The sequence below is a fragment of the Pseudomonas sp. BN411 genome (assembly GCF_029871235.1).
Classification (GTDB): Bacteria; Pseudomonadota; Gammaproteobacteria; order Pseudomonadales; family Pseudomonadaceae; genus Metapseudomonas.
In genome coordinates this window covers 105344-126150 of sequence record NZ_SSOM01000070.1, presented here as the reverse complement: position 1 = coordinate 126150, position 20807 = coordinate 105344, and the positions used below count along the sequence as shown (strand labels likewise).

Below are 20807 nucleotides of genomic sequence, written 5' to 3'. Positions count from 1 at the left end.
GATGATTCCCGAACTCGGCCACCTGGCCCTGATTCTTGCCTTGTGCATGGCTGTCGTGCAGGCGACCTTGCCGCTGATTGGCGCCTGGCGCGGTGATCGCCAGTGGATGAGCCTGGCCCAGCCGGCCGCCTGGGGGCAGTTCGCCTTCCTGGCCTTCGCCTTCGGCTGCCTGACCTACGCCTTCATGGCGGACGACTTCTCCGTCGCCTACGTGGCCAGCAACTCCAACAGTGCGCTGCCCTGGTACTACAAGTTCAGCGCCGTATGGGGTGCCCACGAGGGTTCGCTGCTGCTCTGGGCGCTGATCCTCGGCGGCTGGACCTTCGCTGTGTCGATCTTCTCCCGGCAGTTGCCGGAAGTGATGCTGGCCCGCGTGCTGGCCGTGATGGGCATGATCAGCATCGGCTTCCTGCTGTTCCTGATCATCACCTCCAACCCGTTCAACCGCCTGCTGCCGAACATGCCGGCCGACGGCAACGACCTCAACCCGCTGCTGCAGGACTTCGGCCTGATCGTTCACCCGCCGATGCTCTACATGGGTTACGTGGGCTTCTCGGTAGCCTTCGCCTTTGCCATCGCTGCACTGCTCGGCGGCCGCCTTGACGCTGCCTGGGCGCGCTGGTCGCGGCCGTGGACCATCATCGCCTGGGCCTTCCTCAGCGTCGGCATCGTGCTTGGCTCGTGGTGGGCCTACTACGAACTGGGCTGGGGCGGCTGGTGGTTCTGGGACCCGGTGGAAAACGCGTCCTTCATGCCCTGGCTGGTCGGCACCGCGCTGATCCACTCCCTGGCGGTGACCGAGAAGCGCGGCGTGTTCAAGAGCTGGACCGTGCTGCTGGCCATCGCGGCCTTCTCCCTGAGCCTGCTGGGTACCTTCCTGGTCCGTTCCGGCGTGCTGACGTCGGTGCACGCGTTCGCATCCGATCCGGAGCGCGGCGTGTTCATCCTGGCCTTCCTGCTGCTGGTGGTGGGCGGTTCCCTGGCGCTGTTCGCCGTGCGTGCGCCGGTGGTCAAGAGCCAGGTGGGCTTCGCCCTCTGGTCTCGCGAGACCCTGCTGCTGGTGAATAACCTGGTGCTGGTGGTGGCGGCCTCGATGATCCTGCTGGGCACCCTCTACCCGCTGGTGCTGGATGCCCTGTCCGGCGCCAAGCTGTCGGTCGGCCCGCCGTATTTCAACGCCCTGTTCCTGCCGCTGATGGCCGTGCTCATGCTGGCCCTGGCCGTTGGCGTGCTGGTGCGCTGGAAAGACACCCCGCTGAAGTGGCTGCTGGGCATGCTCGGCCCGGTCCTGATCGGCAGCCTGCTGCTCGGCGGGCTGGCCACCTTCCTCTTCGGCGACTTCCACTGGGCGGTGCTGGCCGTGGGCGCGCTGTCTGCCTGGGTGGTGCTGGCCGGTGTTCGCGACTTCATCGACAAGACCCGCCACAAGGGCATGCTCAAAGGTGCCGCTGGCATGACCCGCAGCTACTGGGGCATGCAGCTGGCCCACGCCGGTATCGCCGTCTGCGCCCTGGGCGTCGTGCTTTCCAGCCAGTACAGCGCCGAACGTGACCTGCGCCTGGCGCCGGGCGAGGCGGTGGAACTGGGGGGCTACCGCTTCCTCTTCGAAGGCGCGGAGCACCACGAAGGCCCGAACTTCACCTCCGACAAGGGCACGGTGATCGTCTTCGACGGTGACAAGCAGATTACCGTGCTGCATCCGGAAAAGCGCCTCTACACCGTGCAGCAATCGGTCATGACCGAGGCTGGCATCGAAGCCGGCTTCACCCGCGACCTCTACGTCGCCCTCGGCGAACCCTTGGGCGATGGCGCCTGGGCGGTGCGAGTGCATGTGAAACCTTTCGTCCGCTGGATCTGGCTGGGCGGCCTGCTGATGGGCCTTGGCGGCCTGCTGGCGGCCTTCGACCGGCGCTACCGGGTGAAGGTGAAGACCCGCGTCCGCGAGGCGCTGGGCATGGCTGGAGCCCAAGCATGAAGCGTCTGATCCTCGTCCTGCCCCTGGTGGGCTTCCTCGCCATCGCGGTGTTCCTATACCGCGGGCTGTTCCTCGATCCGGCCGAGCTGCCCTCGGCGCTGATCGACAAGCCGTTCCCGGCCTTCTCGCTGCCCAGCGTCACCGGCGAGCGCACCCTCACCGAGGCTGACCTCAAGGGCAAGCCGGCGCTGGTCAACGTCTGGGGCACCTGGTGCGTGTCCTGCCGCGTGGAGCACCCGGTGCTGAACAAGCTGTCGCAGATGGGCGTGACCATCTATGGCGTCAACTACAAGGACGACAACGCCGCCGCGCTGAAATGGCTGAAGGAGTTCCACAACCCCTATCAGCTGGATATCCGCGACGAGCAGGGCAGCCTCGGCTTGAACCTGGGGGTCTACGGCGCACCGGAGACCTTCCTGATCGACAAGGACGGCATCATTCGCCACAAGTTCGTCGGCGTGATCGACGACACCGTCTGGCGCGAGCAGCTGGCGCCGCTCTACCAATCCCTGGTGGATGAGGTCGGCAAATGAAGCGCCTGATCGCCGCCGCGCTGCTGGGCCTGACCCTGTCCGGCATTGCCCGGGCTGCCATCGATACCTACGAGTTCAAGGATGAGGCCGAGCGCGAGCGCTTCCGTGTCCTGACCGAGGAACTGCGCTGCCCGAAGTGCCAGAACCAGAACATCGCCGACTCGAACGCGCCCATTGCCACTGACCTGCGCCGGGAAATCTTCCGCATGCTGAAAGAGGGCAAGAGCAACGACGAGATCGTCGACTTCCTGGTGGCCCGCTATGGCGATTTCGTGCGCTACAAGCCGCCGGTCAACACCCACACGCTGCTGCTCTGGTACGGCCCCGCTGGCCTGCTGGTAGGCGGCCTGGTGGTGCTGGGCATTATCGTCGTGCGCCGTCGCCGGGTAGAGAACAGCCCGGCCCAGGTACTGCTTTCCGCCGATGAGCAGGCGCGCCTCGACGCCCTGCTGAATTCCGAGAACCAGGACAAGAAAGACTCATGATCGATTTCTGGCTCGCCGCCGGCCTGCTCCTGCTGGTCGCCCTGGCCTTCCTGCTGATTCCCGTGCTGCGCGGCCGCAAGGCCCAGACCGAGGAAGACCGCACCTCCCTCAACGTCGCCCTCTACCAGGAGCGCCTGGACGAACTGGAGTCCCAGCGCGCCGCCGGCACTCTCACCGCCGAGCAGTTCGATGCCGGCCGCGCCGAGGCTGCCCGTGAACTGCTGGCCGATACCGAGGGCGCCGACAATGGCCGTACCTCGCGACTGGGCAAGGCCCTGCCGCTGCTGGCCGCCACCATCGTGCCGGCGCTGGGTTTCGGCCTGTACCTGCACTGGGGCGCCAGCGACAAGGTGGAGCTGGCCCGCGAGCTGCGCGAGCAACCGCGCAGCATCGAAGAAATGACCTCGCGCCTCGAGCGTGTGGTCGAGGCGCAGCCAGAGTCCGCCGAAGGCTGGTACTTCCTTGGGCGTACTTACATGGCGCAGGATCGCGCTGCTGATGCCGCCCGCGCCTACGAGCAGGCGGTCAAGCGTGGCGGCCGCGAACCCGAGCTGCTGGGCCAGTGGGCACAGGCGCTGTACTTCGCCAGCCAGAAGAAGCTGACCCCAGAGGTCAAGGCGCTGACCGAGGAAGCGCTGAAGGCCGATCCCAACGAGATCACCAGCCTTGGTCTGCTGGGCATCGCCGGCTTCGAGGAAGGCCGCTACCAGGATGCGATCACCTACTGGGGACGCTTGATCACCCAGCTGCCGGCCGACGATCCGTCCCGTGGCGCCCTGCAGGGCGGGATCGACAAAGCGCGCGAAAAACTCAAGGAGAGCGGCGTGGCGGTTGAAGAACCGGCCACAGCCCCGGCGCCGACCGGTGCCCAGCTCAAGGTCCATGTCGATCTGGCGGCCTCCCTAAAGGACAAGGTGCAGCCCGGCGACAGCGTGTTCATCTTCGCCCGCGCCACCTCTGGCCCGCCCATGCCGCTGGCGGTCAAGCGCATGACCGTCGCCGACCTGCCGGTGGAAGTCAGCCTGAGCGATGCGGATGCCATGATGCCGCAGCTCAAGCTCTCCAACTTCCCGCAGGTGCAACTGGTCGCCCGGATCTCCCGTAGTGGCAATGCGACCGCAGGTGAATGGATAGGAAGCAGTTCGCCGCTGTCTACTGGTTCGTCGGATACCCAACGACTGACCATCGACAGCCCGGACAAGAAATGACCACCCACACTGCACTCCCGGCAGCGCCGAGCACCCGCTTCGGCCTGCCCCTGATCTGCCTCCTTCTCACCCTGGCCGGCTGCGCCGGTCAGGGGCCGTACCAGGAACCCGGCGAGCCCGACTGGGAACCTTCCCGGAAGCCGCCTGCGGTCCAGACCCCTCCGCCGCAGAATCGCCCGATGCCGCCGGCCGAGCCGCAACCGCCGAAGCAGGCTCCGCGCATGAAGGCCCACCCGCGATTCGCGCCGCCGCCGGGTGGCAATTGCTACTGGGACACGGGCCTCGGTGTCTATGTGCTCGAGGGCCAGCGCAATGTCTTCTACCGCGAGCGCGTCTACTACCGCTGGGACAACGGCTGGAGCTATTCCAACAGTCCCCAGGGGCCCTGGCAGCCTACCGATTCCAGCGGCGTTCCAGCCGGCCTGGGACGGCATTTCCGCTGATCCTTCCATGACGGGGCGGGCCTGCGGCCCGCTTCGCGAATGAATTCGCCCCCACAGGTTTTGTGCGCTCCTGCAGGTCGTTGCTTGCGGGACGCCCTCCACATCACCTGACTACTGCTGTTGCTCCACGAATTCACCTTCTGTAACGTGCTGGCATTCCGCTATCTCGGAGGTCACGGATGCTGCCCCGTTTCGCGTTTGCCGCTCTTGCGTTGCTGTTGTCCCAGTCCCTTGCCGCCCAGGTCTACCAATGGCGCGATGCCGATGGGAAGGTGCATTTCACCGACACGCCACCGCCGCAGAGCCACGCGGTGGAGAGCGATCATCAGCGGGTCGAGAGCCTGAACGCCGCACCGCTTGCGCAGCCCGAGGCCATCGCACAAGTGCCCGAGTTCAATACCAACCAGCTCCACGACAAGGGCACGCAGCAGTGCTCCGCCGCCATCGCACGCATGCCTACGCTGATCAACGACACGCAGAAGCTCGGTCGCGATGCGGTACGCAAGCAGAAGATCAGCCAGAACCAGCTCGACAACGCGATGTACAAGATGGACGACTTCTACAAGGGCCTGAAGCGTAACGAGCGCGAGTGCGTGAACGACTACGTGGCCAGCGAGAAGAGCCGGACGTCCATCGACTGCCTGGCCGACACGCCCGATGTGCTCGCTTTCGGTCAGTGCATGCAGTTTGCGGAGTGGACGGAGACGTTCCGATAAGTTGCCGGGGCGCATGAGCGCCCCGACGCGAGACTCACTGGTGGTCGGGGAGGGAGGTGCTGACGGCGTCTGTCCGGCTGCGCTTGCGGGCCAGGGCGACCAGCAAACGCATGACTCCATAGCCGGCGATGATCAGCAGCGGATAGGCCGCCATCAGCTCGGCCAGACTGTACTTCCACGCCAGTGGCCGCCCCACACCGAGCAACGCCGCGTAGAACCAGGACACTGCCGAAACCGTGCCCGCGAACAGCGTCAGGCTGCGTACAGCGGGCTGCAGAGCCAGCAGTGAGCCGGCGCGTGCCAGGGCGGGCAGTACGGCGCGATGCAGCAACATGCCATTGACGGTCAGCAGTGCAACGATCAGGACCTTGGCCTGCAGCTTGGGATTGAGCAGGTAGGTCCAGTCCTTCACGGACATGTCCAGCAGGATGATGGCGGCGCCCGTCACCCAGAGCACCAGCAGGGCCAGGGAAATGGTGCGTTGCAGGGATTCCAGGTGGGACGGCTGGCAATGTGCGGAGTCGTCACCTCGCAGCAGTTGCCTTGCCATGGCGAGGTCGCTGGTGACCACCAGGCCAACGGCCACGCAGCAGGCGATCAGGTGCATGTAGACGACCGCCAGGCGAACCAGTTCGAGGTTGGCCTCCTGCTTCAGCAGAGCAGTGACCAGGTGAAAGAATTCCATGCTTTGTCTCTTGTTCTATGAAATCGCCATCCCCGTCCCGCGTCTGGAGAAACGCGGGTTGCTGCGGTTCATAATCGAGAATCATTACCGCAGGGGCGGCGATGTTATTTGTAAATAATTATTAGAGTCAAATGAATATAGGATGACGATCGTTCCAACTTGTGCTTGCGGGGATGAGCGAGCGTTGGCCTGGGGAAGCGTCGGAAAAACTCCAGTGGATCAGGGATTCTGCGGATCGTGGCCAAGGGCCTGGATGAACAGCGAGAACAGCTCCGGTTGGGACGAGATGTCCAGCTTGGCGTAGAGATGGCGGCGATGGACCTTCACCGTTTCAGGTGATATGGCCAGCCGCTCGGCCATCGCCTTGGAGGAATAACCCCGCAGGATCAGCCGGGCGATCTCCAGTTCCCGCTCCGACAGTACCCCCGCGCCGAAATGACTCAGGGCGTCGCGCACCTGCGAGGCCATGTCGTTCTGGCGTGGTGATTGCGTCACCTGCATGCACTGCTGCCAGTGCTGCCCCATCAGCGCCAGTACCCAGCTCGACAGCAGTCCCAGCATCCCGCATTCCTCGGTGCCGAAGGGCCGGCGCATGCCCAACGACAGCGACAGGTTGCCCAGGCCCGGTAACTGGAGGATGAACTGCACTTCGTCCCCCAGCACATTGTCGTGGAAGTAGTTCAGGTAGTACTCGCTCTGGCGGAAGTGATCCGGGGCGATCTCTTCCAGGCGGTAGAAGCCGCTGGGCAGGCCTTCGCGGCAGGCCTGGTAGAAGGGATCGAGCAGGTAGAGGCCATCCAGGTAGATGGGCATGGACGCCGGGCCGGCCTGGGGCTCGGTGTCGTACTCCTCCAGCGGCTGTGGCGCGCCGCCGGTGGGGTAGAAGGTGGCCAGGGCATTGTCGAACGGCAGGCAATGGTGAAGCAGCAGGATCAGTTGCTTCCAGAAGCGGTCGCCGCCGATCTGCTCGATGGTGCGACCCAGGCTGGCGTGCAGGGCCGCTTCCCTGAACAGACTGTCCATCCGGTTCTCCGATTTCGTGGTGGGGCAGGGGGACACAAGCTTGGCTGATCCGGGGCGGCCATCGTCAAGTGGCGTACTCCAATAGGGTGATTGGCGCTGCGCGGCGCGCTGTCGAGAATCGCCCCACAACCACAGCGTCCCAATTCGGCGACACACGTCGCCGTTTCCTACTGCCTCAACTGCCAATAACAATCAGAGGATCAGGATATGACCGCGTCCACCCCGGAGAACGGGGTGCTCCAGCCCAGGCTGAGCACCACCGATGTCGTCGCCATCACGGTTTCCAGCGTTACCCCCGCCAGTTCGGTTTTCGTCATCGCCCCCTTCGCCATTCAGCAGGCCGGCAGTGGTGCGTTCCTGTCGTTCGTACTGGCTGCCGTGTTGGCCCTGATGTTCGCCTGGTGCTATGCGGAGCTGGGGCGTGCCCACAAGTCCGCCGGTGGCGAGTACGTCTATGCCAAGCGGGTATTCGGCGGTATGGCGGGCTATGCGACCTTCCTCATGGTGCTGGCGATGCTGCTGTTCATTCCGCCCGTGCTGGCTACCGGGGCGGCGACCTACCTGAACGTCGCCCTCGGAACCGAGCTCGACTCCCAACTCGTGGCCCTGGTGGTCGTGGCGGCCAGCTACCTGCTGGGCATCCTCAATATCAAGCTCAATGCCTGGGTCACCGGTGCCTGTTTGCTGCTGGAAGTAGCGGCTTTGCTGGTCATCGTCGCGCTGGGCTTCGGCAATGCCACGCAGCCCGCCAGCGTGCTGCTGCATCCGCAGGTCGTGGAGAACGGCGTGATGGGGGCCGCCCCGATGGCGCTGGTGCTGGGGGCCGTCGGCATGGCGCTGTTTTCCTACAACGGTTTCGGTGGTGCGGTGCTCATGGCCGAGGACATGAAGTGCGGCGGTCGTGGCGTACCCCGGGCAGTGTTCTGGTCATTGCTGCTGGTGGTGGCCATCGAGCTGATTCCGCTGACCGCCCTCCTCATCGGCGCACCTTCGCTCCAGGAGATGATCGCCAGCCCCGACCCCATCGGTTACCTGCTGTCGAGCCACGGTAACGAGACGCTGTCCCGACTGGTCAGCGCCGGCATTTTCCTCTCGGTGTTCAACGCCATCATCGCCATCGTCATCCAGATCGGCCGTGTGATCTTCAGCAGCGGCCGCGACGAGCTGTGGATGCCGGCCCTGAACCGGGCCTTCACCCGTATCCACCCTCGCTGGGAGTCGCCGTGGCTGGCCACACTGTTCCTGGCGGTCCCTTCGGCGCTTCTCAGCTTCAGTTCCAACCTGGCGGAAATGACGTCCTTCACCGTGCTGCTGATTCTCATGGTGTATCTGATCATCGCCCTCTGCGCGCTGTTCAGCCGCGCACTGCGGCGCGATGTGGAGCACAGCTACCGCATGCCGCTGTGGCCGGTACCGGCGCTGCTCGCGGTCATCGGAGCGGGCTATCTGCTGCTCAACCTCGTGCTGGAAGCCTCCATGCAGGACCTTTCGATCATCTTCGGGCTGCTGGCCGTATCGATCCTTCTTTACGGGACCTACGGCAAGCTCAGCCCGGCCTTCCAGAAACTCTAAGTCACAGGAGTCGCCATGCGCGCGCGTCAACTTGGTATCAGCATCGGTCTCGGTACGCCGGGAGAGTTCAACTCCATCACGGATGTTCCGGGCGTACGGGTCGGGCACAGCACGATCTGCGAGGAGCGCGAGGGAAAGCAGGTCCGCACCGGCGTGACCGTGGTTCAGCCCCGGGACGGTTCTGCGTCCGAGCAGCCCTGCTTCGCCGGCTGTCACGTACTCAATGGAAATGGTGATGCCACCGGACTGGAATGGATTCGCGAGGCGGGCCTGTTGACCACGCCCGTCGCCATCACCAATACCCACAGCGTCGGCGTGGTGCGCGATGCACTGGTGGCCGCCGAACGGGACGCCGTCGGGGATTCCGTCTACTGGTGCATGCCGGTAGTGATGGAAACCTTTGATGGCCTGTTGAATGACATCTGGGGTCAGCATGTCGGTGCGGCCCAGGTGCAGGAGGCGCTGGCGGAAGCTCGTGCAGGCCAGGTGGCCGAAGGACCGGTCGGAGGCGGTACCGGCATGATCTGCCACGAATTCAAGGGCGGCATCGGCACCGCATCGCGGCGTCTGGCGGCGGAGCAGGGTGGCTGGACGGTGGGGGCCCTGGTCCAGGCCAACCACGGCGTGCGTCGTGAGCTGCGTGTGGATGGCTACCCGGTGGGGCGGCTGTTGCAGGGGATCGAATCGCCCTTCGCTGAACGCGACACGCCCGGCATGGGCTCCATCGTGGTGATCCTCGCCACCGATGCGCCCCTGTTGCCACACCAGTGCCAGCGCCTGGCCCAGCGAGCCTCCATCGGCATCGCCCGCACTGGCGGCGGTACGGAAGACGCCAGCGGCGACATCTTCCTGGCCTTCGCCACCGGCAACCGGGATCTGCCGCCGGCGGACTACGCTCGCAAGGATCTGCCCTTCAGCACGCCGCTCACCATGGTCAACAACGATCACATCTCGCCGTTGTTCGCGGCAGCGGCGGAAGCGGTGGAGGAAGCCATCATCAATGCGCTGCTGGCCGGGTATGAGATGACCTGTGCCGATGGCAGAAAGGTGCCGGCGATGACCGGGGATGTGCTGCTGGAGGCGTTGAAAAGCCTGGGATGGAAACCTGCCCGCTGATGCGGGCAGGTCAGGGGGGCGATTACTGCGTGGTGTAGACCTGATCGAAGATGCCACCGTCGTTGAAGTGGGTCTTCTGTACGTCGCGCCAGTTGCCGAAGGTCTTCTCCACGGAGAGGAATTCAACCTTGGGGAAGCGGTCGGCGTATTTGGCGAGGATTTCCGGGTTACGCGGGCGCAGGTAGTTGTTGGCGGCGATGGTCTGGCCCTCGTCGCTCCACAGGTACTTGAGGTAAGCCTCGGCGGCGGCGCGGGTGCCTTTCTTGTTCACCACCTTGTCGACCACAGTCACCGGCGGCTCGGCCTCGGCGGAAACGCTGGGGTAGACCACTTCGAAGCCGCCACGGCCGAATTCGCGGGCGATCATTTCGGCTTCGTTCTCGAAGGTCACCAGCACATCACCGATCTGGTTCTGGATGAAGGTGGTGGTCGCGGCGCGGCCACCGGTATCCAGCACCGGCGCTTGCTTGAACAGCTTGCCGACGAATTCCTTGGCCTTGTTCTCGTCTCCGCCGTTCTTCAGCACGTAGCCCCAGGCGGAGAGATAGGTGTAGCGGCCGTTACCGGAAGTCTTGGGGTTCGGCACCACCACCTGCACGCCGTCCTTGAGCAGGTCCGGCCAGTCCTTCAGGCCCTTGGGGTTGCCCTTGCGCACGATGAACACGGTGGCGGAGGTGAAGGGGGCGCTGTTGTTCGGCAGGCGGGTTGCCCAGTCCTGCGGCACCAGGCCGCCGTTGTCGGCCAGGGCGTTGATGTCGGTGGCCTGGTTCATGGTGATGACATCGGCGGGCAGGCCGTCGATCACCGCGCGGGCCTGTTTGCTGGAGCCGCCGTGGGACATCTGCAGGGTGATGTTCTCGCCTTTTTCCGCTTTCCAGTGTTTCTGGAAGGCAGCGTTGTAGTCCTTGTAGAAGTCGCGCATCACGTCGTAGGAGACGTTCAGCAGCGTGGGCGCGGCTTGGGCGGCGCTGGCCAGGGCGAGGCCGGCGGCGAGGAGGGAGGCGGAGAACAGTCGTTTCACAGGGCGTTCCTTCTGGGCAGTGTGAGTTGCCGACTATAACGGAATGGCATATGTCCTTTTAATACTGAAAATTCATTTGATTATTCCCATTTCGCTAACCCAGCTCTTGTAGGTTGTGGCTGAGCTATGCGAAGCCCAACACGCAAATGTTGGGCTTCGCTGCGCTCGCGGAACGCCGCCCGGCCGAACCTACAAAAGCAGACAGGTTCAGAACACGCGGCCCAGGTTGAGGTAGAGCGCGCGCTCCGCTTCGTCGTTCAGGCCGTAGCTGAAGTCCAGCGGCCCCAGGGGCGTATCGAAGCTGATGAAGACGCTGGCGGCATTGATGTAGCCGCTGTCGAAGCTGTCGTCGTTGTTCCAGGCGCGGCCACGTTCCAGGCTGCCGCCGAGGTACACCGGGAAGTCCAGCGGCAGGAACGAGCGCTGGGTCAGGCGGCGGTAGTAGATTGCCCGCGCCAGGCTGATGTTCTGGCCGCTGATGGAATCCTGGCGGAAGCCCGAGAGTTGGCGCGCTCCGCCCAGCAGGAAGCTCGAGGTGACCACCTCGGCATCATCGATGGTGCGCCCATAGCGACCGCCGAGGACAAAGGTGTCCGGCCCCGAACTCAGGGCCTTGTCCAGGCTCAGCTGCCACTGCCGGTAGCGTTCGTCCGAGCCGAGCCCCGGATCGTACTGGCGCAGTGTGAGGCCGATGTCCTCGCCCTCATGGGGGAAGTCGACGTTGTCCAGCGTGTCGAAGGAGTACTTCAGCTCGTAGTAGCCCTCGGAGAAGTCGAAGCTGGGCAGGTCGCGTTCGCCCACCCGCACGTCGGCCGAGCCCCAGGCCTGGCCGACGCCGAAGCGGATTTCGCCGTTGTTGGCGATCTGCCGGCCGAGATTGAGGCCATAGCCGTAGCGTTCCAGGCGGTATTCGGCGATTGGGTCGTTGTCGAGGATGGCCTCGATGTTCTGCGCTTCGCCGAACAGGTAGGGGGCGACGAAGTAACGTGAGCCGGCGTCCAGCGGCTGGTAGAACTCGCTGTAGAGCTCCTGGTGGTCGCCCAGTTGCAGGCGGGTCAGCCATTCGGCGCCCAGTTCGTTGATGCCGTTCTTGCGGTAGCTCGCGCCCAGGTTGAAGGCGCTGTCGCCGCGCATGTCGTCGGACAGGTTCAGGCCCAGGCGCAGGTAGTCGGTGCCGGCGCGCTTGCCTCGGGCGTTGATCACCAGGGCGTTGCCATCCATACGGCGGACCACGCGGTAATGCACCTGCTCGAAGTAGTCCAGGCCATAGAGGGTGCTCATGTCGCTCTGCAGGCGGTCCAGGTCCAGCGGTGCGCCCAGGGGTTGGCGGATGTAGCGGCGGATGACCGCGTCGCTGACCTTCGAGTCGTTCTCGATGAGGATGCTGCGGATCACCGGCGTGCGCTCACTGGGCAGACGCGCGCTGTCCAGGGCCAGGTCGCGGCTGCTGGACAGCGGGCGCAGTTCGGCCAGGCGAGGGGCGAGAATCTGCGCGGCGCGATAACCGGCATCGATCATCTCGCGGGAGTGGCCGAAGTCGGTGGCGCCGTAGCCGGCCAGGGGCGGCTGGATCAGCACGTCGGTGGGGTTGAGGGTGGCCAGTTGGGCCTCGGAATTGGTGCGGGTCATCAGGGTGACCGACTGGTTGAGCACATCGACCACTGTTGCCAGTTCCTTGCGCGAGCGCAGGGGCGTGCCGATGTCGACCACGATCACCCGATCGACACCCATCTCGCGGGCCACATCCACCGGGATGTTGTCCACCATGCCGCCGTCCACCAGCAGGCGGCCATTCACTTCCACCGGCGCGAACACGGCGGGAATCGACATGCTGGCGCGGATCGCCTGGGGCAGGTGGCCTTTGCGGAACACCACCTTTTCGCCAGTGGCGACGTCGGTGGCCACTGCGCGGAAGGGAATGGCCAGCTTGTCGAAGTCGCGGGTGTCGCTGGTGTGCACCAACAGGCTTTCCAGCAGCAGGGCGAGGTTCTGCCCCTGGATCACGCCCAGCGGCAGGCCGAGGCTGCCGTCGTCGCGAAAACTCAGGCGCTGCTTGACCAGGAAATCACGGTCGTCCTGTTTGCGGCGGAAGGGGACTTCCTGCCGTGGCGGGTTGTCGGAGAGCGCCTGCTGCCAGTCCATGTGGATGGCGATCTTCTCCAGTTCATCCACCTTGTAGCCCGCCGCGTAGAGCCCGCCGATCACCGCGCCCATGCTGGTGCCGGCAATGGCGTCGACCTTGATGCCCTGTTCCTCCAGCGCCTTGAGCACCCCGATATGGGCCAGGCCGCGCGCGGCACCGCCGGACAGCACCAGGCCGATGCGGGGTTCGGGTTGCGCGAAACAGAGGAGGGGGAGGAACAGCAGGCAAAGCAGAAGGCGGCGCATAACGCATCCCTGGTCAGGCGAAGATCCGAAGCCGGCTATTATAGGGCGCCCAACCTGTCGCCGAGCCCAACATGTCAGCCAGCAAGCCCGAAATCGTCATCACCTATTGCACCCAGTGCCAGTGGCTATTGCGTGCCGCCTGGCTGGCCCAGGAGCTGCTCAGCACCTTTAGCGACGACCTCGGCAAGGTGAGCCTGGAGCCAGGTACCGGCGGGGTGTTCCGCATCACCTGCAATGGCGTGCAGATCTGGGAGCGCAAGGCCGATGGCGGTTTCCCCGAGGCCAAGGTGCTCAAGCAGCGCGTCCGCGACCAGATCGATCCGGCGCGGGACCTGGGCCACAACGATCGCTCCTGATCCGTCGTCTTTTGCTACAGATCAACAGGCGAGCAGGGATCGAGGCATAGCCTGACGGCATTTCCATTCCCCAGAGGAAGTCCGTCATGAGCATCATCGTCACCGGTGCCGCCGGCTTCATCGGTAGCAACCTGGTCCAGGCCCTCAACCGCCGCGGCGAGACCGACATCATCGCCGTGGACGATCTGACCGAAGGCGACAAGTTCCGCAACCTCGCCGACGGCGAAATCGCCGATTACCTGGACAAGCGCGACCTGCTCCCGCTGCTGCGCGAAGGCCGCTTCGGACGGCCGCGCGCGGTGTTTCACCAGGGCGCCTGCTCCAGCACCATGGAGGGCGACGGGCGCTTCATGATGGACAACAACTACCGCTACAGCTGTGAGTTGCTGGACGCCTGCCTGGCCCAGGGCGTGCCCTTCATCTATGCGTCATCGGCGGCGGTCTATGGCGGCAACCGGGTGTTTCGCGAGGAGCGCGAGGCGGAACGCCCGCTGAACGTCTACGGCTACTCCAAATTTCTCTTCGACCAGCGCGTGCGTCGCCTCTTGCCCAGCGCGCGCAGCCAGGTGGTTGGGCTGCGCTACTTCAACGTCTACGGCCCGCGCGAGAGCCACAAGGCGCGCATGGCCTCGGTGGCGTTCCATTGCTTCCGGCAGTACCGCGCCGACGGCAAGGTCAGCCTGTTCGGGGGCTATGACGGCTACGCAGGCGGTGAACACCTTCGGGATTTCGTCTCGGTGGAGGACGTGGCGCGGGTCAACCTGCATTTTTTCGACCAGCCGCAGCGCTCTGGCATCTTCAACCTCGGCACGGGGCGCGCCCAGCCGTTCAACGATGTGGCGTGGAGCATGGTCAATGCCCTGCGCGCCCACGAAGGCCTGCCGCCGCTCAGCCTGCTGGCGATGCGCGAGCAAGGGCTGCTGTCCTACAGCGAGTTCCCCGATGCCCTGCGCGGCAAGTACCAGTGCTTCACCCAGGCTGATATCAGCCGTTTGCGCGAAGCCGGCTTCCGTCAGCCGATGCTGGATGTACAGCAGGGCGTGGAACGTTATTGCCACTGGCTGCTGGAACAGGAGTCGGGCGGGCGACTGCCGGAAATGGGCCAGGCTGCCTGAGCGTGTTTCGCGAAACGGGGCAGGGAGTGCGATTCCGATGAAGGCAGGCAGAGGGCGCCGCTCGCTTGCCCCGTTTCGCGATCCTCAGGCTGTTGCGGGCTTCGCCTCGACAGCCGCGCCTTTGCGCGCCGACAGGGCGATGGCGAAGATGATCAGTGCGCCGCCCGCCAGCATGCGCAGACCGGGTTGCTCGTCGAACAGCCACCAGGCGAAGGCGATGCCGTAGACCGGCTCCAGGGCGAAGATCACCGCCGTGGTGCGGGCCTTCAGCACCTTCAAACTGGCGACGAACAGGCTGTGGGCAAGGCCCGTGCAGAACACCCCGAGCAGGGCGATCCAGAACCAGTCCATGGGTTTCACTTCGTGCAGCAGCGGCCAACTGAACGGCGCCAGGCAGAGCACGATGGTGAGGTTCTGGCATAGCGCCGCCTTCACCGGGTCCAGGCCCTTCACGCTGACGCGGTTGAGCAGCGACAGGAGGGAAAACAGAAGGCCCGACAGGATGGCCGACAGCAGCCCCTGGGTGGCCTCGCTGCCCCAGTCGAAACTGGGCGTCACCAGCACCAGGCCGAAGCTGACCAGCCCGACGATCAGGATTTCCTGGGCGCGGATGCGCTCGCGGAACAGCAGGCCCTCCAGTAGCAGGGTGAAGGCCGGGAAGCTGGCGAAACCGAGGGTGGCGATGGCCACGCCAGCCACCTGCACCGCGTGGAAGAAGGTGATCCAGTGAGCCCCCAACAGCAGGCCGCCGAGGCCGAGCATGGCCAACTGGCGCAGGTTGGGGTTGGCGCTGCGGCCACGGGCGATGAGCTGGGCGAAGAGTGCCAGGGCGATGACCGCGAACAGCCCACGACCGAAGGTGATGATCATCGGCGCGGTATTGGCGAGCTTGCCGAAGATGCCCGAAAGCCCGAACAGCAGGGCGCCCAGGTGGATCGCCAGCAGCGCGTTGCGTTCCTTCATGCCAGGCGTGCCCCATTGGGCAGAGGCTTGTCGAAGCTGGCCAGCACTACCTTGTTCTCGTCGTCATGGACGCCGGTGACCAGCACTTCGGAGCGGATGCCGGCGATGCGCTTGGGGGCGAAGTTGCACACGCACAGCACTTGTCGGCCCACCAGGTCGTCGGCCTGGTAATGGGCGGTGATCTGTGCGCTGGAGGTTTTCACCCCGAGTTCACCCAGGTCCACTTCCAGCACGTAGGCCGGCTTGATTGCCTTGGCATTGGGGGCGGCGGAAAGGATGGTGCCGACGCGCAGTTCGACGCGCTCGAAGTCGCCCCATTCGATGGTGGACATAAGGTTCTCCCTGATAACGACCGCCACCAGTCTAGTGAGGACAAACCGCCTTGTCTGTCGCCAGGCTCGCGGGCTTTGTCGCGTTACTCGCGGCCCTTGCGCAGGGCGCGCGGGGTGATCCCGAACTCGCGGGAAAGCGCGGCGGTGAAGGCGCTCTGGGAGCTGTAGCCGACCTTTGCGGCGATCTCGCCCACGGCCAGGCGGCTTTCCAGGAGAAGCTGACGGCCGAGGTGCAAACGCCGGGCGCGCACGTAGTCCATGGGCGTCTGCCCGGTTTCGGCCAGGAAGCGGGCGTGGAAACGCGCCACCGAGAGGCCGCTGAGGCGCGCCAGGTCAGCCACCTGCAGGGGGCGGGCGGCGTGCTGGTCGATATGGGCGTCGAGCGCCGCGAGGGGCAGGGCGCCGTTGTCTTCTACCTGGGAGCCGGGGGCGGCCAGGCTGGCCAGCAACAGTCCGGCGGATTGCCCGGCAATCACCTCATCGGCCAGGGGACTGGCGGCGATCCAGCTCACCAACTGGCTTTGCGCCGGGTTCAGGTTCAGCGCGCCGGGGCGTTCCAGCAGGCGCCGGCCGGCGTCGAAATGTCGGCCAAGGGTGAGTCGCAACCAGTCGTCGTCAGGTACGTCCACCACCAGGCAGAGGCTTCCGCCGGGACTGCCGCAGGCGTGCTGCGCTTCAGGCGGCACCACTGCCAGGGTCTGACGCTGTACCAGCGCGCCACGGCCATCCACCTCGAAGTCCAGGCTGCCGCTCAGGCCGAACACCAACTGGGCGTGGCTGTGGCTGTGGACCAGCAGGTCGTGGTTGTACTGGCGCAGGGACAGGATCGAATGCATGGCGCTCACCTCGGGGCAGGGGGCCATTCTACTCCCAGCGACACGCCGTGGGCTGTCACAGGCCTGCAACCTCGCGTTCATTCTCGATTCACCCCAAGGGCTCACCATCGGATAAACCCCGCCGGAGGTCGCCCATGAGCAGCGTCGAACGCCTGGAACCCGTCACCAAGACCAAGCCCCGCAAGCAGCGCGTGCGTACCCTGTGGATTTCCGACGTCCACCTGGGCACCCGCGACTGCCAGGCTGAGCACCTGGCGCGTTTCCTCAAGCAGTACCATGCCGACCGCATCTACCTGGTGGGCGACATCATCGATGGCTGGAAGCTTCGCGGCGGCATTTACTGGCCGCAGGCGCACACCAATGTGATCCGTCGCCTGCTGACCATGAGCAAGCGCGGCACCGAGGTGATCTACGTCACCGGCAACCACGACGAGTTCCTGCGCCGCTACTCGGCGCTGATGCTGGGCAACATCCAACTGGTGGACGAGGCGGTCCACGAGACGGCGGATGGCCGCCGCATGCTGGTCATCCACGGCGACCAGTTCGACGTGATCACCCGCTACCACAAGTGGCTGGCCTTCCTCGGCGACTCCGCCTACGAATTCACCCTGACCCTCAATCGCTGGCTCAACCACTGGCGTGAGCGTTGGGGCTACGGCTACTGGTCGCTGTCGGCTTATCTCAAGCACAAGGTGAAGAGCGCGGTGAACTTCATCAGCGACTTCGAGGAGGCCATCGCCCACGAATGCGTCAAGCGCGGCCTCGATGGCGTGGTCTGCGGCCACATCCACCACGCGGAAATCCGCAAGGTGGGCGGCGTGGAATACCTCAATTGCGGCGACTGGGTGGAATCCTGCACGGCCCTGATCGAGCACTGGGATGGCAGCATCGAGCTCTATCGCCTGGCCGATGCCCAGGCGCGCGAGCTGGAAGCCCGGGCCGTGGAGCTGGTCGAGCCGGCGGCATGAGGATACTGATCGTCAGCGATGCCTGGTCGCCCCAGGTAAACGGCGTGGTCACCAGCCTGCAGGCACTGATGACCGAACTCGAGGCCCTGGGTCACCAGGTCATGCTGCTGTCGCCCCAGGGCTTCCGCTGCCGGCCTTGCCCAAGCTACCCGGAAATACCGCTGGCCTGGAACCTGTGGCGGGTCGGTCCGATGATCGAGTCGTTCCAGCCGGACTGCGTCCACCTGGCGACCGAAGGTCCGCTCGGTTGGGCCGCGCGGCGCTGGCTGGTGAAGCGCGGGCTGGCCTTCTCCAGCGCCATTCACACCCGTTTCCCCGAATACATCCATGGCCGCTGGCCCTGGGTGCCCCTGTCCTGGGGCTATGCCTTCCTGCGCCTGTTCCACCGCCCCAGCCAGGCGGTGCTGGTGACCACCGAGCGCATGCGCGAGACCTTCGCCAGCCACGGACTGGTCTGGCTCAACCTGTGGCGCAAGGGGGTGGACACGGCGCTGTTCCGCCCGCTGGCGCTGCCAAGGCCGGAGCGGCCGGTGTTCCTCTGTGTCGGCCGCCTGGCCACCGAGAAGAACCTGGAAGCCTTCCTCGGCCTGGACTTGCCGGGGGATAAGTGGGTGGTGGGCGATGGTCCGCTTCGTGCCGAGCTGGAGGCACGCTATCCCGCTGCGCAGTTCTTCGGCTATCGCCAGGGCGAGGAACTGGCGCGCTTCTACGCCCAGGCCAGCGTGCTGGTGTTCCCCTCGCTGACCGATACCTACGGCCTGGTGATGCTAGAGGCCCTGGCCTGCGGTACGCCGGTGGCGGCCTTCCCCGTGGCCGGACCGCTGGATGTGCTGGAGCTGGGCGTCACCGGTTGCCTGGACGAGGACCTGCAGCGTGCCTGCCTGGCAGCGCTGGAACTGGACCGTGAGCGTTGTGCGGAGCGGGCAGGGCGGTTGTCCTGGCGGGCTTCGGCGCTGGAATTCCTGGCGTGCCAGCCGTTGCTGGATGGGGAGCCCTGCATAGCACTTGCTCCGGGGTGGGAACAATCTTGTGGGGGCGAATTCATTCGCTGAGGACTGCGCAGCGGTCCTAACCCCTTTGGGGCGGGTCTTCGACCCGTTTAGCGAATGAATTCGCCCCCACAGAAATCTGGTGCTTTGCCAGGATCAGGGAATGATCTTGTCCCGCAGCTTCTCGGCGGCCTGTTGCAGCGCCTGGATGACCTTGGTCTTGTCGTAGTTCTGGATGCTGTTGGTATCCAGGTACATGGAGAAACCGGGCAGTTCGTGCTCGACGTAGCTGGAGGCGGCGCCCAGGTCGCGGCGGAAGTCCACCACCTGGTAAATCTGTACCGGCCGGCTGAAACCCTTGACGTTTATCTGGCCCTTGTCGCGGCACATGATCACGTCCTTCACCAGCGAATAGGTCTCGTGGGAGATGAGGATTTCGCCGGCGTCCGAAGCGCTTTCCAGGCGGCTGGCCAGGTTCACTTCGCGGCCGATGATGGTGTAGTCCATGCGCGTGTCCGCGCCGAAGTTGCCCACGGTGCAGTAGCCGGTGTTGATGCCCATGCGGATTTCCAGGGGCTTGGTGATGCCTTGGGCGCGCCATTGCTGGCGCAGCACCTTCATGTGCTTACGCATGGCCACCGCCATGGACACGGCAGCCACTGCGTCCTTCTTGGCGCCCTGGGTGGCGGGATCGCCGAAGAACACCATCACGCTGTCGCCAACGAATTTGTCGATGGTGCCGCCGTATTTCAGGGCGATCTTCGACATGTCGTTGAGGTAGTTGTTGAGCAGGTCCGTCAGGGCTTCGGCTTCCAGTTCCTCGGACAGCTCGGTAAAGCCCTTGATGTCGGAGAAGAACACGCTGAGCTTCTTGCGCTGGGTTTCCAGGCGCACGCTCTTCTTGCCGCTGAAGATCATTTCCCAGACCTGGGGCGACAGATATTTGGCGAGGTTGCGGGCCAGCCGGGCGGCCTTTTCCTGCTCGCGCTTGATCTCGCTGCGGGCCTGGGCCAGACGCAGGCCCTGCTGATGCACGAAGAAGGCGGTAATGCAGATGTAGAAGGTAGTGAAGAGCACGCTGACGATGGCCACCAGCGCCGGCGTGCCCGCCTTGAATGCGGGCTGCAGGGCGAGGCCGACGGCGGCCATGCTGATCAGCGCACCGCCCAGTACCAGCGTCATCTGGCGCAGGCCGCCGAGGATCATGGCGCTGAAGCACATGGTTAGCACCACCATCAGCGTGGGGACCACCGAGAATCCCAGGAGGACGACGGAGGCGCCGGCATGGAAGGTGTCCACGCCGAGGAGGATGCGGTCGGTGCGCTGTCCGGGGAAGCGCAGGCTCAGGTGGTGGGCCAGATGTGGATAGAGCAGGGCGTAGGGGACCATCCAGAGGATGTCGAAGCCAAAATGCTGGACGTAGGTGCCGGCGGCGATGCTGGCGGCGACGGCCATATAGGCCAGCACGCGGGAGTAGTACTCACGCAGCACGGGCGTCGCGGTGGAAGGGTCGAGCAAGGTGGGCTTCATGGCTTGGATCTGTCCCTGGTGCTTTCTTGACGCCGGGTTGCAGCGTTGGGGAAACGCTGCAAGTCCTGGGCCATGACTTCGGCTGGTGCGGGATCATAACCAAGCGAGGGACGGGCGGCCAGACTGGCGCCAGTCCCTTCGTTCTCAGAACCTGTTCACGGCCTTGCGAGCCGGCTTTTAACGCAGCAGGGCCGGCGCGCAGCTGATCGTGAGCAGGTTGTCAGAAGCGGATGCGACCGGTGAAGGCGTCCTTCAGCATCACCCAGTCGCCCATGAAGCTGTAGAGCGGATACTTGAAGGTGGCCGGCTTGTTCTTCTCAAAGACGAAGTGCCCGACCCAGGCGAAGCCGTAGCCGGCGAAGGGGATGGCCAGCAGCCACAGCCACTGCTGGGTCGCCAGGGTGTAGCCGAGGATGCAGAGCACCAGCAGGCTGCCCACGTAGTGGAGGCGGCGGCAGGTGTCGTTGCTGTGCTCCTGCAGATAGTAGGGGTAGAACTCGGCGAAGCTTTGGAAGCGTTGGACGGACTCGGCGGGCATGGTGGTGGCTCCAGG

At 65.0% G+C, this 20807-nt stretch carries 21 protein-coding genes; 12 read left to right on the top strand and 9 right to left on the bottom strand.

Features of this window, described 5'->3' with window-relative positions; translation table 11 throughout:
- Position 1 precedes the first annotated feature (1 nt).
- The 6 genes from E8F06_RS16900 (at position 2) to E8F06_RS16875 (ending at position 5360) form a co-directional block, all read left to right on the top strand.
- A complete protein-coding gene (locus tag E8F06_RS16900) occupies positions 2-1975 on the top strand; it encodes a heme lyase CcmF/NrfE family subunit (RefSeq protein ID WP_280369341.1) in 1974 nt (657 codons plus the stop codon).
- Entirely contained in the window at positions 1972-2508 is a 537-nt protein-coding gene (locus tag E8F06_RS16895) for a DsbE family thiol:disulfide interchange protein (RefSeq protein ID WP_280369339.1), read from the top strand. The genes E8F06_RS16900 and E8F06_RS16895 overlap by 4 nt, the downstream gene beginning before the upstream one ends.
- Positions 2505-2993, top strand: a complete 489-nt coding sequence (locus E8F06_RS16890; protein WP_280369336.1) for a cytochrome c-type biogenesis protein CcmH — start codon at positions 2505-2507, stop codon at positions 2991-2993. Before E8F06_RS16895 ends, E8F06_RS16890 begins: the two co-directional genes overlap by 4 nt.
- Complete coding sequence (ccmI, locus tag E8F06_RS16885) at positions 2990-4201, top strand: c-type cytochrome biogenesis protein CcmI (protein ID WP_280369333.1); 1212 nt, start codon at positions 2990-2992, stop codon at positions 4199-4201. The genes E8F06_RS16890 and ccmI overlap by 4 nt, the downstream gene beginning before the upstream one ends.
- Positions 4198-4644, top strand: coding sequence for a hypothetical protein (locus E8F06_RS16880; protein ID WP_226283855.1), 447 nt, complete (start codon positions 4198-4200; stop codon positions 4642-4644). The genes ccmI and E8F06_RS16880 overlap by 4 nt, the downstream gene beginning before the upstream one ends.
- Positions 4645-4823: 179 nt before the next feature.
- On the top strand, positions 4824-5360 hold the full coding sequence (locus E8F06_RS16875; protein WP_280369329.1) for a DUF4124 domain-containing protein: 537 nt from the start codon (positions 4824-4826) through the stop codon (positions 5358-5360).
- Between the two features lie 34 nt (positions 5361-5394).
- Here the strand turns inward: E8F06_RS16875 and E8F06_RS16870 are convergent, their stop codons facing one another.
- Together E8F06_RS16870 and E8F06_RS16865 are read right to left on the bottom strand one after the other, a co-directional pair.
- A complete protein-coding gene (locus tag E8F06_RS16870; RefSeq protein WP_280369327.1) occupies positions 5395-6045 on the bottom strand; it encodes a hypothetical protein in 651 nt (216 codons plus the stop codon).
- 219 nt (positions 6046-6264) lie between these two features.
- On the bottom strand, positions 6265-7068 hold the full coding sequence (locus tag E8F06_RS16865; RefSeq protein ID WP_280369324.1) for a helix-turn-helix transcriptional regulator: 804 nt from the start codon (positions 7066-7068) through the stop codon (positions 6265-6267).
- Between the two features lie 207 nt (positions 7069-7275).
- On the opposite strand from E8F06_RS16865, the gene E8F06_RS16860 reads away from it, so the two are divergent.
- Positions 7276-8640 (top strand): APC family permease, encoded by a 1365-nt coding sequence (locus E8F06_RS16860; RefSeq protein WP_280369322.1) that lies wholly within the window; start codon positions 7276-7278, stop codon positions 8638-8640.
- 15 nt (positions 8641-8655) lie between these two features.
- A complete protein-coding gene (locus E8F06_RS16855; protein WP_280369320.1) occupies positions 8656-9756 on the top strand; it encodes a P1 family peptidase in 1101 nt (366 codons plus the stop codon).
- A gap of 22 nt (positions 9757-9778) precedes the next feature.
- Here E8F06_RS16855 and E8F06_RS16850 read toward each other — a convergent pair whose 3' ends face one another.
- Positions 9779-10777, bottom strand: a complete 999-nt coding sequence (locus E8F06_RS16850; RefSeq protein WP_280369319.1) for a sulfate ABC transporter substrate-binding protein — start codon at positions 10775-10777, stop codon at positions 9779-9781.
- A 207-nt stretch (positions 10778-10984) separates the two neighbouring features.
- A complete protein-coding gene (locus E8F06_RS16845) occupies positions 10985-13165 on the bottom strand; it encodes a patatin-like phospholipase family protein (RefSeq protein WP_280369317.1) in 2181 nt (726 codons plus the stop codon).
- Positions 13166-13236: 71 nt separating this feature from the next.
- Here E8F06_RS16845 and E8F06_RS16840 point away from each other — a divergent pair, with 71 nt between their 5' ends.
- Both E8F06_RS16840 and rfaD read left to right on the top strand, forming a co-directional pair.
- The gene (locus tag E8F06_RS16840) at positions 13237-13521 is read left to right on the top strand and encodes a SelT/SelW/SelH family protein (RefSeq protein ID WP_280369314.1); all 285 of its coding nucleotides are present in this window, start codon (positions 13237-13239) and stop codon (positions 13519-13521) included.
- 86 nt (positions 13522-13607) lie between these two features.
- Positions 13608-14636: an ADP-glyceromanno-heptose 6-epimerase gene (gene rfaD, locus E8F06_RS16835; protein ID WP_280369311.1), complete on the top strand. Its 1029-nt coding sequence runs from the start codon at positions 13608-13610 to the stop codon at positions 14634-14636.
- A gap of 84 nt (positions 14637-14720) precedes the next feature.
- On the opposite strand, the gene E8F06_RS16830 is transcribed toward rfaD, so the two are convergent.
- From E8F06_RS16830 to E8F06_RS16820, 3 genes are all read right to left on the bottom strand, one after another.
- Entirely contained in the window at positions 14721-15599 is an 879-nt protein-coding gene (locus E8F06_RS16830; RefSeq protein WP_280369309.1) for a DMT family transporter, read from the bottom strand.
- On the bottom strand, positions 15596-15931 hold the full coding sequence (locus E8F06_RS16825) for a tRNA-binding protein (protein WP_190830066.1): 336 nt from the start codon (positions 15929-15931) through the stop codon (positions 15596-15598). The genes E8F06_RS16830 and E8F06_RS16825 overlap by 4 nt, the downstream gene beginning before the upstream one ends.
- Positions 15932-16014: 83 nt before the next feature.
- Positions 16015-16767: an AraC family transcriptional regulator gene (locus E8F06_RS16820; RefSeq protein WP_280369306.1), complete on the bottom strand. Its 753-nt coding sequence runs from the start codon at positions 16765-16767 to the stop codon at positions 16015-16017.
- A 134-nt stretch (positions 16768-16901) separates the two neighbouring features.
- Between E8F06_RS16820 and E8F06_RS16815 the strand changes: the two genes are divergently transcribed.
- Together E8F06_RS16815 and E8F06_RS16810 are read left to right on the top strand one after the other, a co-directional pair.
- Positions 16902-17735 carry a UDP-2,3-diacylglucosamine diphosphatase gene (locus tag E8F06_RS16815; RefSeq protein WP_190830062.1) on the top strand — a complete coding sequence of 278 codons (834 nt, stop codon included), beginning with the start codon at positions 16902-16904 and terminating at the stop codon, positions 17733-17735.
- Positions 17732-18787 carry a glycosyltransferase family 1 protein gene (locus tag E8F06_RS16810; RefSeq protein ID WP_280369304.1) on the top strand — a complete coding sequence of 352 codons (1056 nt, stop codon included), beginning with the start codon at positions 17732-17734 and terminating at the stop codon, positions 18785-18787. Before E8F06_RS16815 ends, E8F06_RS16810 begins: the two co-directional genes overlap by 4 nt.
- Before the next feature lie 93 nt (positions 18788-18880).
- Here the strand turns inward: E8F06_RS16810 and E8F06_RS16805 are convergent, their stop codons facing one another.
- Positions 18881-20254, bottom strand: a complete 1374-nt coding sequence (locus E8F06_RS16805; protein ID WP_280369302.1) for an adenylate/guanylate cyclase domain-containing protein — start codon at positions 20252-20254, stop codon at positions 18881-18883.
- A 220-nt stretch (positions 20255-20474) separates the two neighbouring features.
- Positions 20475-20792, bottom strand: coding sequence for an Mpo1-like protein (locus tag E8F06_RS16800; protein WP_280369300.1), 318 nt, complete (start codon positions 20790-20792; stop codon positions 20475-20477).
- Positions 20793-20807 lie beyond the last annotated feature (15 nt).